We start from the raw sequence: 15,815 nt of genomic DNA on the forward strand, positions 1-15,815 counted from the left end.
ACGCCTCGGCCTGCTCTTGCTGTGCTGCCTGTTTGCCGGACAAGTTCAGTCGGCGCTGCCGACTCGTGACCAGGTTGACGGCTGGCTGAAAAAGCTCGGCGCGAGCGATAACTTTGACGCCAGCAAAGGCGTCGACTGGGGCGTCATGCCGGGGCCGTTTTATACCCCTGAACTGGGGCTCGGCGTGGGTACGGCGGTGGTGGGCATGTATCGCCCGGACCCAAACGATACGGTCAGCCAGAACTCAACCCTGACGCTGAGCGGCTACTTCAGCTCAACCAGCGCCTTTGGCCTGACAATGCAAAATTATGCCTTTTTCGCCGACGATCGCTGGCGTTTCTTTCTTGATGGCTCACTGACCGATACCCCAACATACTACTGGGGACAGGGTTTTAGCGCGGGTGATAAAGACAGTAAAAAAGAGCAGTACACCGCCCAGGACCTCGATTTACGCCCCACGGTATATCGCCGGCTGGCACCGAATATCTATCTGGGAGTGGGCTGGTCATTGCACGCCCAGCACGCGGCGCAAATAAATAGTGATGACCCGCAGAAAATTCACGACACCGCGCAGGGAGAGTCGGTGCTGAGCTCCGGTAGCAGCGTTGAACTGAGCTGGGACGATCGTGATTTTGTCCCCAACCCGCGCAAAGGGCAGTACGCCGATCTCCGCTACACCCGCTTTACGCCGGATGTCGGCAGCGATACCCGCTTCGATGAATACCAGCTGCACTACAGCCGCTACCACTCCCTCGACGACAAAAACGTACTGGCCTGGGAAATGGACGGCGCGTTCACCCAGGGCGACGTCCCCTGGACGATGATGCCGCTGCTCGGCAGCAATCAGCGGATGCGCGGCTACTACGAAGGTCGCTACCGGGATAAAAATGCCGTTAGTGGTCAACTGGAGTACCGCCGCAAGCTTGACTGGCGGCACGGCGTGGTGGGGTGGCTGGGCGCTGGCACCATGGGGCCATCTTTTCACTCGCTGGATGATGGTCGCTGGTTGCCCTCGGCGGGGGTGGGCTATCGCTTTGAGTTTAAGCCGCGTGTTAACGTACGGCTGGATTACGGCATTGGCAAAGGCAGCAGCGGGTTTTATTTTCAGGTGGGAGAGGCATTTTGAAGGCGTTGATTAAAATGGTATCGCTACTGGCGCTATTTGCTATCACGCGAGCCGCAGCCGCGCTGCCGGTGGCGTTGGATTTAGGTGAAAAAGCAACGGCGCAGACGGCGAGTGCCTGGCCCTCGATGCCCCCGCAGCCGCTGCCCAAAGGGCTACGTCCATGCTGCGCTTTTGGCTATAACCTGCGTGCGGAACTGTTGGGCATGCCGGTACCGTTCTATCGATTGGATAACGTGGTCAATGCCAGCCACCTGGGCCAGCATCAGTACAACGATAAGCTGCTGGCCGGACTGGAAAATTTGACGGGCTTAAGTAGCGAAAATAACGGCATTCTCTACACCACCCGCGGCGGTTTTATTGATACCGCCCACGTGCGCGATACCGCGGATATGACGGTCTATATCTTTAGCCAGCTGCTGCCGAAACTTGGCCAGACGTTTACCCTCGATCTGGAGAGCGAACTGGCGCAGCGTCGCCTGGTTTTTAAAGCGTTTACCCCGCCTACCGATCCCGTTGAGCGTTACACGCTGGCCGCCTGGCTTGCGGCCCATCTGGCCTTTCAGGTCGCGGAATGGCACGAAATTGCCCAATGGTATGGTTTTGAGTCCGTTCCCGGTTTTTCGGAGGGCGTTTCCGCCTTTTCGCCGGAAGATCTCTACTCAAACCTGCTCGGCGCGCGCTTGGCCGTCTCTCTGATTCTCGACGGACAAACTGTTTCCCAAGGGGTCTACAATGCGGCGATGGGCACGGCGCTTACTCAGGCGCTAATGCATCTGGGCGCGCAGCCTCCAGCGATGACCCGCTTCCATTTCGATATGCTGGACGGCCGCTGGTGGAACAGCCAACGCCGCGTGCCGGAGAAATATCTGGTGCTGCATCGTAATTTTGAGATGGGCGATAACCGGCTGCCAACCCGTGTGCCGGGGGAGCAAACCACGCCGCAGCGCCTGACGCTACCGCACCGCTGGCAGGGTATTCGTCTTCAGGAATTAGGTCAGCTTCAGCTATGGCCCGGAACGTTGATGGAACAGTTGCCACCGCCTGAACGGTATTACACCGCGGTAGATTTCTCCACGCTTGCCGCCAGCGCGCAACGGGCCGATGTTCCCTCTCACCGCTAAAGGCTTATGGGATAAGACGCGCGCGTGGTAAAAAGAGGCGGTATCTTTTGACCGGGACTCCGCCATGAAACAAATCACCTTTGCACCGCGTAATCATCAGCTTACCAATACCCGAACCTGGACGCCGGATAGCCAGTGGCTGGTCTTTGATGTGCGCCCATCAGGCGCGTCGTTTACCGGTGAAACCATCGAGCGCGTGAATGTGCATAGCGGTGATGTTGAGGTGATTTATCGCGCCAGTGAAGGCGCGCACGTTGGCGTCGTCACGGTGCATCCCTCTGCCGAACAGTACGTGTTTATCCACGGCCCGGAAAATCCGGATGCCCAGTGGCAGTACGATTTCCACCATCGCCGCGGTGTAGTCTCGGCCCACGGTCAAATCCAAAATCTGGATGCGATGGATATCACCTCGCCCTACACGCCTGGCGCGCTACGCGGCGGCAGCCACGTCCACGTCTACAGCCCTTGCGGAGAGTACGTCAGCTTTACCTACAACGACCACGTGATGCACGAATACGACCCTGCGCTGGATCAGCGTAACGTTGGCGTGGCGGCACCGTTCGGCCCGGTTACGCCGCGCGGCCAGCATCCGCGGGAATATGCCGGTAGCCACTGGTGCGTGTTGGTGAGCCAGACAACGGCGCAACCGCTGCCCGTCAGCGATGAGATTAACCGCGCCTATGAAGAGGGCTGGGTCGGTTCCTCCGCGCTGGCCTTTATCGGCGACACCGTTTCGCTAACCGGCGAAAAAGTGCCTGAGCTGTTTCTGGTGACGCTGCCGCGCGACGAGGCGGGCTGGAAGCAGGCGGGTAATGCGCCGCTATCAGGAACGGCGACAGCGCTGCCTGCCCCACCGGCAGGCGTTCATCAGCAGCGACTGACCTTTACCCATCAGCGTGCTTATCCTGGGCTGGTGAATGTTCCGCGCCACTGGGTGCGCAGCAACCCGCAGGGGGCGCAGATTGCGTTTCTGATGCGTGATGACAATAGCGTCGTGCAGCTGTGGCTGATCTCACCCGAAGGCGGTGAGCCGCACCAGCTTACGCACAATGCGACAGATATTCAGTCGGCGTTTAACTGGCATCCATCCGGAAAGGGACTGGGCTTTGTGCTGGAGGGACGTATTGCGATGTGTGATGCGCAGACCGGTGCAGTGACGTTTTTAACGGCCGATCACGCAAATCCACCGTCGGCGGATGCGGTGGTCTTCTCACCTGATGGTCAGTTTATTGCCTGGATGGAAGATGTGGCTGGCTTTCGCCAGCTATGGATAACCGAAACCGCCCGCTGAATCAGGGGGCGGGCATTGGCGCTGGCGGAATAACCGAATTGGTTGCCAGCGTCTCTTGTTCGCTCTTTTCTACGCGGGAGCGAACGGAGCTATCTTTACGGAAGAAGTCCCACGGCAGCAGTACGGTGTCCATCACCGCCGTAAACGGCATATCAATGGCGACCAGCGATTTGGCGACCCAGCCGCTGTCATCGTCGCCCAGCATCGCGGCGCTTGCACGCGTGCCTGGATACGTTCCCTCTTTGCCGCCAGTATGCGACATGACGCTGGAACACCCTCCTGACAAGAAGATCCCCCCAACCAGCGCCGCTTTAATCAGAACATTTTTCATAGTGAGTTCTTCTCGTCACGGGCATAAAACGCCCTTCTTTGGGTTATATCTACCCATTGCCAAAATAGGAAGTACCGGCTTGCCGCTCTGTGGCGGCTGTCGCACTTTGGCCTTTTGTGCCATACCCAGTCTAAGCGCTCTGGGGGAAAGTGCAAAAAAAGTAAGACATGAGGACTTGAAAATGGTTCTTTTCACCACATTTTATTGGTGTAGCCAAGAGGAACACGCCTTCGGGGTGTTTGGGCTTCAACAACCTGTCCATGATGGAAGGTGATTAATTTCTCGCTGATTTTCAGGAGCTATTTAACTATGCGTAACTTTGACTTATCCCCGTTATACCGTTCTGCCATCGGTTTTGATCGTCTGTTCAACCTGTTAGAAAACAATCAAACGCAAAGCAACGGCGGCTACCCTCCGTACAACGTTGAACTGGTTGATGAAAACCACTATCGCATCGCGATTGCCGTGGCCGGTTTTGCGGAAAGCGAGCTGGAAATCACCGCGCAGGACAACATGCTGGTGGTAAAAGGCGCGCATGCCGCAGAGCAAAAAGAACGAACCTATCTCTATCAAGGCATCGCCGAGCGTAACTTTGAGCGCAAATTCCAGCTTGCGGAACACATCCACGTACGTGGCGCAAACCTGGTGAACGGCCTGCTGTATATCGAACTGGAACGCGTGATTCCAGACGCGGATAAACCGCGTCGTATCGAAATTAATTAATGATACAGGGCCGCCTGTGCGGCCCTGTTAGCTAAATCATCAATCGGCTTGCCGTCAGGGAGCCGGAAGGTACTTACTCGCTTCTTAGAAGGAGAAACACAATGCGTAACTACGATTTATCCCCACTGCTGCGTCAATGGATCGGTTTTGACAAACTGGCGAACGCGCTGCAAAGCACCAGTGAAGGCCAGACCTTCCCACCGTACAACATCGAAAAAAGCGACGATAACCACTACCGCATTACCTTAGCGTTAGCCGGGTTCCGTCAGGAAGATCTGGATATTCAGCTCGAAGGCACACGCCTGACCGTGAAAGGCACGCCTGAGCCGCAGGAAAAAGAGACCAAATGGCTGCATCAGGGGCTGGTTACCCAGGCCTTTAGCCTGAGCTTCACCCTGGCAGAAAATATGGAAGTCGCCGGCGCGACCTTTACCAACGGCCTGCTGCATATCGACCTCACTCGCAACGAGCCGGAAGCTATCGCGCCACAGCGCATCGCTATTAGCGAGCGCCCAGCGCTGGATAGTTAACAGAATTGCCCAATTAGCCCCGAGAAATCGGGGCTTTTTTTTGCGTGTGAAAGCATGTTTCTCCCCCTTACTGCAACGAGTGTTTCAGTTTAAAAAACGATCAGGAAAATGGCGACCCCTCTAAACCTGTCATTGCCGTAGGGCAAACCTACTCCTTCCCCTGATAAAAGTATTCAGCAGTTAGAAATTGCGGCGAAGAGTAAAGACGTACCTGAATAGCGATATTTCCTCAGTCGATTAATGTGCGCCGTACTACATACAAGCTCCCTCCGACTCAGACATAATCCCTGATGTTAATAATGTTATTCACAGGGAAAAGGCGATGAGTGATATAGCATTGACGGTAAGTGTCCTGGCGCTGGTGGCGGTGGTCGGTCTGTGGATTGGCAACGTCAAAATCCGGGAGATAGGCTTTGGCATCGGCGGCGTGTTGTTCGGTGGGATTATTGTCGGCCACTTTGTCGATCAGGCTGGCATCGCGCTAAGCAGCCCGATGCTGCACTTTATCCAGGAATTCGGCCTGATTCTGTTCGTCTATACCATCGGGATTCAGGTGGGGCCGGGTTTTTTTGCCTCGCTGCGCGTCTCGGGCCTGCGGCTGAATCTGTTTGCCATCCTGATTGTGGTTCTTGGCGGCCTGGTCACCACGCTGCTGCATAAAATCTTCGCGATTCCGCTTCCCGTCGTGCTGGGCATTTTTTCTGGTGCGGTGACCAATACCCCCGCGTTGGGTGCCGGGCAGCAAATTCTGCGCGATCTTGGCGAGCCGTTTAGCGTCGTAGACCAGATGGGTATGAGCTACGCGATGGCCTACCCGTTTGGTATCTGCGGCATTCTGCTCACTATGTGGCTGGTGCGTCTGTTCTTTCGCATTAACGTCGACAAAGAGGCGCAGCGCTTCGACGAGCAGGCGGGTTCCAGCCATTCCCATCTTCAGACCATCAACATCCGCGTTGAGAACCCTAACCTGAACCACATGGCGATTCAGGATGTCCCCGTTATCAACAGCGACAACATTATCTGCTCGCGCCTCAAACGGGGTGAAACGCTGATGGTGCCGTCGCCAACGACCATTATTGAGCTTGGTGACCTATTGCACCTGGTGGGTGAAGCGGCGGATCTGCATAGCGCGCAGTTGGTGATTGGCAAAGAAGTTGAAACGTCGCTTTCCACCCGAGGAACGGATCTGAAAGTGGAAAGGGTGGTGGTGACCAACGAGAAGGTATTGGGCAAGAAAATCCGCGATCTACACTATAAACAGCGTTATGACGTGGTGATCTCCCGCTTAAACCGCGCCGGGGTTGAACTGGTCGCCAGCAGCAATGCCAGCCTGCAGTTTGGTGATATCCTCAACCTCGTGGGGCGTCCGGCGGCCATTGATGCCGTAGCCTCCGATCTTGGCAACGCCCAACAAAAATTGCAGCAGGTCCAAATGCTGCCGGTGTTTATTGGTATTGGCCTTGGCGTACTGCTTGGTTCCATTCCGCTGTTTATCCCCGGCTTCCCGGTCGCGTTAAAGCTCGGGCTGGCTGGCGGGCCGCTGATAATGGCGCTGATCCTGGGCCGCATTGGCAGCATCGGTAAGCTCTACTGGTTTATGCCGCCAAGCGCCAACCTGGCGCTGCGCGAGCTGGGGATCGTACTGTTTCTCTCGGTGGTGGGGCTCAAGTCCGGTGGCGGTTTTGTTGAAACGCTGGTGCATGGCGAAGGGTTGAGCTGGATTGGCTACGGCATCTTGATTACCGGTATTCCGCTGCTCACCGTAGGCATACTGGCGCGGGTGCTGGCGAAGATGAACTACCTGACCCTGTGCGGCATGCTGGCCGGTTCGATGACCGACCCTCCAGCGCTGGCGTTTGCCAATAACCTGCACGCGACCAGCGGCGCGGCGGCGCTCTCCTATGCCACCGTCTACCCGCTGGTGATGTTCCTGCGTATCATCACGCCTCAGCTTCTGGCGGTGCTGTTCTGGGGGATGAGCTAGGGCTTTGGATGCGCCTGAGGTGATAATCCACCTGGTATTCGCTGGCGTTACGAAACATCACGGAATAATTAAGAAACTCACCGCTGTCGCTGTAGGAAAGGGAAGTAATACGCAGCAGCGGTGTTTGTTCGGGTATGTTCATCGATTGGGCCAACTGCTTATCAGCCAGCACCGGTGCCAGGCTTTCATAGTTGCCGCTTATCGTTATGCCACACTCTTTCTCGATGTAATCAAACTTTGATCCCTCCAGATGCACCAGCGACAGGTTTCGAAAAAGCTTAACCGGCATATAGCTGTCTTCAAGCATCAGGGGCTTCCCATCAACGTAGCGTACCCGTCGGGAAAAATAGATCCGCTCATTGATTTGAATACGGAGCTGGCTGGCTATGGCGGGAGGAGCGGGCATCACTTCGAAAACCAGGACATGACTTATCACCTCTTTGCCCTGCTTGCGCAATACCTCGGCCAACCCCGTCAGGTTTGAGGTTTCATGGTGAATGTCTTTATGAGCAACATAGGTGCCGCTGCCCTGCCGACGAACCACCAGGCCCCATTCAACCAGCAGGTCGACAGCTTTTCGGATGGTCATTCGCGCCACGCCAAATTCCTGAGCTAACGCTTTCTCGCCTGGAATCGGGCTGCCAATGTTGAAATCGGATGAATTCAGCCGCAATCGCAGCCTTTCAGCAATAGATTTATAGATCACTTGTAGACCTCTATTCCCTATCCCAGCAGGGTTATTGAACCGCTGTTTCTTATTAAAAAGTAACCAATTACAGGCGAATAATGAGAATGCGCATAACGGCACGGAATTAGGTCATATGACATGTCTATTTTTATCCTAAAAATTAGACAACATCGCCTGAAATAAAACCATGAAAGCGATCACGAATCGCACGCTCACCGCATGTTGTCTGACGGGCGAATTCCTATTCTCGTAGCAGGCCGGAAATCAACATTAATAAGGCCACTTACCCTACGAGTTGTTAAATGAGGATTGCTAAATGCTCAGTCAAATACAACGCTTTGGCGGCGCCATGTTTACCCCGGTTTTATTATTTCCCTTCGCGGGGATTGTGGTGGGTATCGCCATCATGTTGCGTAATCCAATGTTTGTGGGTGAAGCACTCACCGCACCTGATAGCTTATTTGCTCAGATTGTTCACATTATTGAAGAAGGCGGCTGGACGGTATTCAGAAACATGCCGCTTATTTTTGCCGTTGGTTTGCCGATTGGCTTGGCTAAACAGGCACAAGGGCGAGCCTGTCTGGCGGTACTGGTTAGCTTCCTGACCTGGAACTATTTCATCAATGCGATGGGAATGACCTGGGGACACTTTTTTGGCGTCGACTTCTCCGCTGATCCGGTGACGGGAAGCGGGCTGACGATGATTGCCGGGATCAAGACGCTGGATACCAGCATCATCGGCGCGATTGTCATCTCGGGCGTCGTGACCGCGCTGCATAACCGCTATTTCGATAAACCACTGCCGGTTTTCCTCGGTATTTTCCAGGGGTCTTCGTTTGTGGTTATCGTGGCTTTCCTTGCCATGATCCCCTGCGCGTGGTTAACGCTTTTAGGCTGGCCAAAAGTCCAAATGGGCATTGAATCACTGCAGGCATTTTTGCGCAGTGCCGGGGCCTTGGGCGTCTGGGTATATACCTTCCTTGAGCGCATTCTTATTCCGACAGGCCTGCATCACTTTGTCTATGGTCCCTTTATTTTTGGCCCAGCGGCGGTTGAAGGCGGAATTCAGGTTTATTGGGCGCAGCATCTCCAGGAGTTCAGCCAAAGCACAGAATCACTCAAATCGCTGTTCCCGGAAGGCGGCTTTGCGCTGCACGGTAACTCAAAAGTGTTTGGCTCCGTCGGGATTGCGCTGGCGCTTTACTTCACCGCAGCGCCTGAAAACCGCATAAAGGTCGCGGGGCTGCTCATTCCTGCCACGCTGACAGCCATGCTGGTAGGGATCACGGAACCGCTGGAGTTCACCTTCCTGTTTATCTCTCCACTGCTGTTCGCCATTCACGCCGTACTGGCGGCCACCATGTCGACCGTGATGTACATGTGTGGCGTGGTAGGGAACTTTGGCGGTGGCCTTCTTGACCAGTTTATCCCGCAAAACTGGATCCCGATGTTCCATAACCATGCGTCTGTGATGTTTACCCAGATAGGTATCGGCGTGTGCTTCACCGCCATCTACTTCGTCGTCTTCCGGGCCTTGATCCTGCGCTTCAACCTGAAAACACCGGGCCGTGAAGACAGTGAAATCAAGCTTTACAGCAAAGCAGACTACCAGGCCGCGCGTGGCAAAACCTCTGCGGCTGGCGCGAGTGACACGAAATTAGGCCAGGCGGCGGGCATCCTCCAGGCGCTGGGTGGGGCCGCCAATATTGAAAGCATCAACAACTGTGCGACCCGATTACGTATTGCGCTAACCGATATGGCTAAAACGCAAAGTGATGACGTATTCAAAGCGCTGGGCGCGCACGGTGTGGTGCGCCGCGGAAACGGTATTCAGGTCATCGTTGGCCTGCATGTACCACAGGTCCGCGACCAGCTTGAAACCCTGATGAAAGATTCTCTACAGACCGAACAAACCACCATGACGGAGGCAGTATCATGAAAAAATTCTCAGTTGTTATCGCAGGCGGCGGCAGTACTTTTACCCCAGGTATCGTCTTGATGCTGCTGGCAAATCAGGATCGTTTTCCACTGCGAGCGCTGAAATTTTACGACAACGACGGTGCGCGTCAGGAGACGATTGCAGAAGCCTGCAAGGTGATTCTTAAAGAGCAGGCGCCGGATATTGAATTTAGCTACACCACCGATCCGCAGGCCGCGTTTACCGACGTCGATTTCGTGATGGCCCATATTCGCGTAGGGAAATACCCGATGCGTGAAAAGGATGAGAAGATCCCACTGCGCCACGGTGTACTGGGTCAGGAAACCTGTGGCCCTGGCGGCATAGCGTACGGCATGCGTTCCATTGGCGGTGTGCTGGAGCTGGTGGATTACATGCAAAAATACTCGCCGAATGCCTGGATGCTCAACTACTCCAACCCGGCGGCGATTGTGGCGGAAGCGACCCGTCGCCTGCGCCCGGATGCCAAAATCCTCAATATTTGCGACATGCCTATCGGCATTGAAGGACGGATGGCGCAGATTGTTGGTCTGAAAGATCGTAAGCAGATGCGCGTTCGCTACTACGGGCTGAATCACTTTGGCTGGTGGACATCTATCGAAGATCTTCAAGGGAACGATTTGATGCCTAAATTACGCGAATATGTCGCGAAGTACGGCTATGTTCCGCCATCAAACGACCCGCATACGGAAGCCAGTTGGAACGATACCTTCGCCAAAGCGAAAGATGTTCAGGCGCTGGATCCGGACACCATGCCGAACACCTACCTGAAATATTATCTGTTCCCTGACTATGTTGTGGCGCACTCAAATCCGGAACGTACCCGTGCCAACGAAGTGATGGATCATCGTGAAAAGAATGTGTTCAGCGCATGCCGGGCGATTATTGCGGCGGGTAAATCCTCGGCGGGAGACCTGGAAATTGACGAACATGCTTCTTACATCGTCGATCTTGCTACCGCGATCGCCTTTAACACTCAGGAAAGAATGCTGCTTATTGTGCCGAACAACGGCGCCATCCATAACTTTGATGCCGACGCGATGGTCGAAATTCCATGCCTCGTTGGCCATAACGGCCCGGAACCGCTGACGGTGGGTGATATTCCAAACTTCCAGAAAGGGATGATGGGCCAGCAGGTTGCGGTTGAAAAACTGGTCGTCGATGCCTGGGAGCATCGTTCATACCACAAGCTGTGGCAGGCGATTACGCTGTCGAAAACGGTGCCGAGCGCTTCCGTGGCAAAAGCGATTCTGGACGATTTGATTGAGGCCAATAAGGACTATTGGCCGGAGTTGCACTAAGCGGTAGAGCCCGCAGATTTTTGCTGCGGGCTCGGTTTTAACAGAACAGATTCAGGCGCGTAAATTGCCCAATAGGGCCCCGGCGCGGTGCAAGAAGTTATCGCGCCCGGTGTGTGGATATCGGTGGCGCCATAAGACGACAACATGCGTCGACATAATGAATCAAACATTACCATAATGGCTTTCAAGGCCGCTTATCCTTGGGTTGGTTTTTCTAGCCCCAGACGTTGATATTGTTCTTCCGGCGCGTCGTTCTCAGCCATCATACGGACTATCTCTTTTTTCAACCGCTCGATAACCGCCGGATTGTGCTGAGGTGTTGCCTGGCGGGGATCGTCGGTCACGTTAAACAGCACGCTTTGCCAGTTATGCTCAAGCGGTACCATACCAAGACCAATATCGGCGATTTTCATTAGTCGGCAACCTTTGGTAAAGCTAAAGGACTCTACCATCTCTACCTGTTGTAGCTCCTGTGGGGTGAAGGGATGACGCATATGGGTCGGCATTAAGGTGTAGTGGTTGAGCGGGCGGTTGGCTTGTATCGGGGCGTGGGTGTACACCCAGGTGCCGTCGGTACAGCTCACCTGAGCGCCATAAACGCCAAACAGCGCCGTTTCGCGGACCGGGGTATCGCTGGAAATTGTCTCCTTCAGTGCTTTACCCTGCATATCCTGCGGGATGGGCAGATTAAAGTAGTCCAGTAACGTAGGGGCTAAATCAATGGTCTGAACCAGCTGGCGGCTTCTGCCAGTTTTTTTGCTGCGCGGATCGTAAATAAACAGCGGGGTGTGGGACACCTCTTCATAGAAATTGGCATCGTTAGCTTTGGCCCACCAATCGTGTTCGCCAAGCAAATAGCCGTGATCGGTGTTGATAATCAACAGCGTATCTTCCCAGAGGTGATATTTGTCCATCATGTCGAGCACGCGACCAATACCGACGTCGCACATGTCCAGCAACCCGCTGTACTCTTCGCGTAGATTCTCCATCCATGGACGTTCTTCGTCCGTCACCTGCGCGTAGTTCGGCCAGTCAAACTCAGGGCCAGCCTTTTTCTCTTTTTGGCGACGATGGAAAAATGGCTCATGTGGGTCGAAGGTTTCAATTTGCAGAAACCAGTTATCTTCCTCGTGGAATTTCTCAATAAATTCGAGGCCGAGGTCGAACGTTTTCTCAATGGGGAATTTATCCTGCTGGAGGATTTTCTCTCTGTTGGCACGATCCTGCGACATTATCTGGCCCAGATGCGGCGGGAACTCCTGGGTTTTGATATCAGGCTCCCAATGGTCACCTTCCTGACCGCGAACGATTTCCCAGGACGCATAGCGATTATGATAGGTACAGCCACCATCTTCCCAGTAATGATAATGGTCGCTGATTAAATGGCTGTGTATGCCATTATGCTTCATGATTTCAAAACAGGAGTCGTCGAAAGGTTCTAATGGCCCCCAACTACGGTGCAGAAAATTATAGCGCCCGGTATGTAATTCGCGCCTGGCAGGCATGCAGGGTAGGCTGCCGACGTAGCTTTTATCAAATACCATGCTGTTTTTAGCCAAACGAGAAAAATTAGGGGTATGGGTCCAGTTGGAATTATATGGGCTGAGATAATGTCTATTCAATGAATCATACATAACCATTATTGCTTTCATACTTTCTCCTGCAGATAATGCATCTAAGTGAGGGGAAGCTAATAGTTATTGCGGTAGGATGTATCAGAGAAAGATCACATAAGGGAATAATCATAAGTTGAATGTGGAATATCATAATAACCGAGCGTCAGAAATTCCACTAACGCTCGGCCATTATTTAGATCAGTTGACGTAGTTCATCATAGGAAAAAATATGTCCACGATAAGTCAGGGCAGGGTAAACAGCGTAACATTCAACCGCGACGGTATTATTGGTATCAATGATAAAAAAGTTGCTGTCAACGCCGTACATGATGCTGTAATAATCGGCCACCTCATGAACCTCTGAGGTTATATTGCTACGCTGACCGGCAATGTCAAAAACATCCAGTAGTTCTACTGTCTTGGCCGTGAGATCGATACCATACACCAGACACTGAGAATCAAACGGTGCCTCATAATATTCATCAGGAATTGGGTCCTCCATTTTCTTATCATTCTCAGTACCATCGTCAAAAAGTGCGGCTTTGTTGTTAAACAGCGTAATAGCCAGACGGTTTTCTGTCATGTAGTTAGCATATTTCGCGTTGGTTGTTGGATAAACGGCATGTTCACCGTTTGGATAGATAAAGCTATCGGCATTAATGGGTTGCAGGTTAACAGATTCGGCAACCAGTGAGTAATTGGGGTTGTCGATAGTCCACTCAATATCGCCATTTTCATAGTTGATGCCGTAAATAGTGCTGGTAGAGCGGTTGTTTAAAATAAGTTGATTAACCTGAGAGCTGAACGCCAGTGAATTAAAATGAATATCATTAGGTTGGGCGTCAATGCAGACATCCTGATTATCAAATAGTGAGGAGTAGTTGCGCGACCACAGTGCTTCGCCGGTTGCGACATCATATTTGTAGATAGCGGCCTGTTGTCGTTGCTCAGCGGTCTGGTTTTCCAGTAGGGTCATCAGGCAGAACATGTTGCCGTCTGGACCAAAGGTAATGTCGTGATGAAAACCATTACCTGCGGGGGCCTGGAAGGTTTGGCGGGCCTCACCTAATAGATTCATTTGTTTCAATGTTTGTGCGTAGGTTTCACCTGAGGTGGCAAAGATATCGAAGCCGGGATAAATAGCGCTACCGTCACTCTTCAGATTGTTATTATCCCAGGCGTCGGCAAATGCCATACGCAGGTCACCATTTTTATCGTAGGCGGTGTAATAACAGGTTACCAGCCAGCCGTTGTATAACGTCTGGCTAGCAATTTCTTCGTCATTGATAATGAAGTCAACGGTCAGTGGTGTGTCACCATAATCCTGGCCAGTGGTGTCAGCGATAACGCTGAGTGTTTCATGGCTGCCATCCGAAAAAAAACACTCAATAATGATGGTGTTTTCTGCGTTGGCATAAAGGCCAATGACGGGAATGACTGGGTTTAATGTGTATTCATCATTTTCATAGGTAAACGCACTGTCCGGAGTTTTTCCTTGAACGTGATAACTGAATCTCATTGGTAGAACGGCGGTAATGTTAACGTTTGCGGAGAGCATGTTTTGGTTGAACGGATTAACGATAACGCTAGTCTGAATATCGGTAGACATAATGGTCCTCTTTGTTTTTTAAGTGAATGCAGATAATTTTTAATGGCAGCCTAGATGAATCTGAGGATACTATTCAATATGTGAGGTGAATTGTTGATGTGTTTTTATATAATATATTTATGGAGTGTGCTTTCGTGATGTAATTGCGAGCCTAATCACATATAAAAATAAACATAAAGAGAAAAGCAAAAAACATAATTCAAAAATATAAAATGCTAATCTTAATATGGCGTCAGATGATTCAAACCAACGGATAAATTATGAATAATTCGCTGTTGACGCTAAAAGAGAAGATCGGCTTTAGTCTGGGTGATGCGGCAAGCCATATTGTTTTCGACAATGTGATGCTGTATTTAATGTTCTTTTATACCGATATAGCGGGCCTGCCAGCGGCTTTCATTGGAAGTATGTTTCTGGTAACACGAATATTAGATGCTATTTCCGATCCCTGCATGGGATTACTTGCAGACCGCACACGAACTCGCTGGGGCAAATTCCGTCCTTGGTTGCTCTGGGCCTCCATCCCCTTTGGCATCAGTTGCGTCCTGACCTATACCGTACCGGATTTATCGCTTACAGGAAAAATGGTTTACGCGACAATAACCTATATCTGTCTGACGTTGATGTACACCATCGTCAATATCCCATACTGCGCACTGGGCGGTGTTATCACTAGCGACCCTCAGCAGCGAATGTCTTTGCAGTCATGGCGTTTCGTTCTGGCTACTGCGGGTGGGATGTTATCCACCGCACTGATGATGAACCTGGTCGACTGGTTCGGCGGTGGTGATAAAGCGTTTGGCTTTAAAGCCAGCATCACTCTGCTGTCAGTGATTGCCGTTGTGATGTTTTTTATCTGTTTCTCTACCACCAAAGAGCGTGTTGTCGCCCCGCCAACCAGCGTGGGTTTTAAAGGAATGCTGGGTGATTTACGGGATATCTGGAGAAACGATCAATGGCGAGTGGTTGGGTTTCTGACAGTGTTTACTATTGTTGGCACTTCAGTTCGCGGCGGCGTAATGATGTATTACGTCACCTGGATTATGGAATCACCTAAACTCTTTTCAATATTCCTGACCACCTACTGCGTGGGCAATATTGTGGGCAGTGCCATAGCGAAGCCGCTCAGCGGGCGATTCTGTAAAGTCTCGGTATTTATCTACTGCAACCTCATCCTGACTTTGCTGAGCTTTGCGATGTTTTTTGTGCCAATGGACACGATGGTGGTGATGTTCTGCCTGATCTTTGTGATTGGCGTACTGCATCAGATTATGACGCCGATTAAATGGGTGATGATGGCTGATACGGTGGACTACGGTGAAGTGGTCAGCGGTAAGCGCCTGACGGGGATTAGCTTCGCAGGCACGCTGTTTGTGTTGAAAATGGGCCTCGCCGTCGGCGGCGCGGTAATTGGCTGGATGCTGGCTGCAGGAGGGTATCAGGCCGGAGCCAGCGTGCAAACCCCTGCTACGCTTAACACCATTATCTCGCTGTTTACCATTGCGCCAGGGATTTGCTATCTGCTTTGTGCGCTTACA

At 52.5% G+C, this 15,815-nt stretch carries 13 protein-coding genes and 1 other annotated feature; of the genes, 9 read left to right on the plus strand and 4 right to left on the minus strand.

Annotation, left to right across the window (positions count from 1 at the left end; genetic code table 11):
* The first annotated feature begins 10 nt into the window (after positions 1–10).
* From GKAS_RS18760 to GKAS_RS18770, 3 genes are all read left to right on the plus strand, one after another.
* On the plus strand, positions 11–1,126 hold the full coding sequence (locus GKAS_RS18760) for a BamA/TamA family outer membrane protein (protein WP_035896442.1): 1,116 nt from the start codon (positions 11–13) through the stop codon (positions 1,124–1,126).
* Positions 1,123–2,247 (plus strand): DUF4056 domain-containing protein, encoded by a 1,125-nt coding sequence (locus tag GKAS_RS18765; protein WP_373995144.1) that lies wholly within the window; start codon positions 1,123–1,125, stop codon positions 2,245–2,247. Before GKAS_RS18760 ends, GKAS_RS18765 begins: the two co-directional genes overlap by 4 nt.
* Before the next feature lie 64 nt (positions 2,248–2,311).
* Positions 2,312–3,538 (plus strand): YidR family protein, encoded by a 1,227-nt coding sequence (locus tag GKAS_RS18770; RefSeq protein ID WP_035896431.1) that lies wholly within the window; start codon positions 2,312–2,314, stop codon positions 3,536–3,538.
* A gap of 1 nt (position 3,539) precedes the next feature.
* Here the strand turns inward: GKAS_RS18770 and GKAS_RS18775 are convergent, their stop codons facing one another.
* Positions 3,540–3,869, minus strand: coding sequence for a YceK/YidQ family lipoprotein (locus GKAS_RS18775; RefSeq protein WP_035896432.1), 330 nt, complete (start codon positions 3,867–3,869; stop codon positions 3,540–3,542).
* Between the two features lie 239 nt (positions 3,870–4,108).
* Positions 4,109–4,185, plus strand: a sequence feature (ROSE (Repression Of Heat Shock gene Expression) occurs in the 5'-region of heat shock genes and acts as an RNA thermometer to modulate expression.).
* Between GKAS_RS18775 and ibpA the strand changes: the two genes are divergently transcribed.
* From ibpA to GKAS_RS18790, 3 genes are all read left to right on the plus strand, one after another.
* Entirely contained in the window at positions 4,179–4,592 is a 414-nt protein-coding gene (gene ibpA, locus GKAS_RS18780) for a small heat shock chaperone IbpA (protein ID WP_035896433.1), read from the plus strand. (Overlaps the previous feature by 7 nt.)
* A 101-nt stretch (positions 4,593–4,693) precedes the next feature.
* Entirely contained in the window at positions 4,694–5,122 is a 429-nt protein-coding gene (gene ibpB, locus GKAS_RS18785) for a small heat shock chaperone IbpB (RefSeq protein WP_035896434.1), read from the plus strand.
* Between the two features lie 322 nt (positions 5,123–5,444).
* The gene (locus GKAS_RS18790) at positions 5,445–7,106 is read left to right on the plus strand and encodes a putative transporter (RefSeq protein ID WP_035896435.1); all 1,662 of its coding nucleotides are present in this window, start codon (positions 5,445–5,447) and stop codon (positions 7,104–7,106) included.
* Here the strand turns inward: GKAS_RS18790 and GKAS_RS18795 are convergent.
* Positions 7,063–7,812 (minus strand): GntR family transcriptional regulator, encoded by a 750-nt coding sequence (locus GKAS_RS18795; protein WP_035896436.1) that lies wholly within the window; start codon positions 7,810–7,812, stop codon positions 7,063–7,065. The genes GKAS_RS18790 and GKAS_RS18795 overlap by 44 nt on opposite strands.
* Before the next feature lie 298 nt (positions 7,813–8,110).
* Here GKAS_RS18795 and GKAS_RS18800 point away from each other — a divergent pair, with 298 nt between their 5' ends.
* On the plus strand, positions 8,111–9,733 hold the full coding sequence (locus GKAS_RS18800) for an alpha-glucoside-specific PTS transporter subunit IIBC (RefSeq protein ID WP_035896437.1): 1,623 nt from the start codon (positions 8,111–8,113) through the stop codon (positions 9,731–9,733).
* Positions 9,730–11,052 carry a 6-phospho-alpha-glucosidase gene (locus GKAS_RS18805; protein WP_035896438.1) on the plus strand — a complete coding sequence of 441 codons (1,323 nt, stop codon included), beginning with the start codon at positions 9,730–9,732 and terminating at the stop codon, positions 11,050–11,052. The genes GKAS_RS18800 and GKAS_RS18805 overlap by 4 nt, the downstream gene beginning before the upstream one ends.
* Before the next feature lie 194 nt (positions 11,053–11,246).
* Here GKAS_RS18805 and GKAS_RS18810 read toward each other — a convergent pair whose 3' ends face one another.
* Complete coding sequence (locus tag GKAS_RS18810) at positions 11,247–12,704, minus strand: sulfatase (protein ID WP_035896439.1); 1,458 nt, start codon at positions 12,702–12,704, stop codon at positions 11,247–11,249.
* Positions 12,705–12,861: 157 nt separating this feature from the next.
* Positions 12,862–14,277: an aryl-sulfate sulfotransferase gene (locus GKAS_RS18815; protein ID WP_035896440.1), complete on the minus strand. Its 1,416-nt coding sequence runs from the start codon at positions 14,275–14,277 to the stop codon at positions 12,862–12,864.
* Positions 14,278–14,537: 260 nt separating this feature from the next.
* Here GKAS_RS18815 and GKAS_RS18820 point away from each other — a divergent pair.
* Positions 14,538–15,815 (plus strand): glycoside-pentoside-hexuronide (GPH):cation symporter (locus tag GKAS_RS18820; protein ID WP_035896441.1); only part of this gene is annotated, 1,278 nt, incomplete at its 3' end.

Source organism: Kluyvera ascorbata ATCC 33433 (assembly GCF_000735365.1).
Classification (GTDB): Bacteria; Pseudomonadota; Gammaproteobacteria; order Enterobacterales; family Enterobacteriaceae; genus Kluyvera; species Kluyvera ascorbata.

Bases quoted from the DNA above. Each gene is read 5' to 3' on its own strand.
- GKAS_RS18770 (WP_035896431.1), top strand. From the start codon at position 2,312: ATGAAACAAATCACCTTTGCACCGCGTAATCATCAGCTTACCAATACC.
- GKAS_RS18775 (WP_035896432.1), bottom strand. From the start codon at position 3,869: ATGAAAAATGTTCTGATTAAAGCGGCGCTGGTTGGGGGGATCTTCTTG.
- ibpA (WP_035896433.1), top strand. From the start codon at position 4,179: ATGCGTAACTTTGACTTATCCCCGTTATACCGTTCTGCCATCGGTTTT.
- ibpB (WP_035896434.1), top strand. From the start codon at position 4,694: ATGCGTAACTACGATTTATCCCCACTGCTGCGTCAATGGATCGGTTTT.
- GKAS_RS18790 (WP_035896435.1), top strand. From the start codon at position 5,445: ATGAGTGATATAGCATTGACGGTAAGTGTCCTGGCGCTGGTGGCGGTG.
- GKAS_RS18800 (WP_035896437.1), top strand. From the start codon at position 8,111: ATGCTCAGTCAAATACAACGCTTTGGCGGCGCCATGTTTACCCCGGTT.
- GKAS_RS18805 (WP_035896438.1), top strand. From the start codon at position 9,730: ATGAAAAAATTCTCAGTTGTTATCGCAGGCGGCGGCAGTACTTTTACC.
- GKAS_RS18810 (WP_035896439.1), bottom strand. From the start codon at position 12,704: ATGAAAGCAATAATGGTTATGTATGATTCATTGAATAGACATTATCTC.
- GKAS_RS18815 (WP_035896440.1), bottom strand. From the start codon at position 14,277: ATGTCTACCGATATTCAGACTAGCGTTATCGTTAATCCGTTCAACCAA.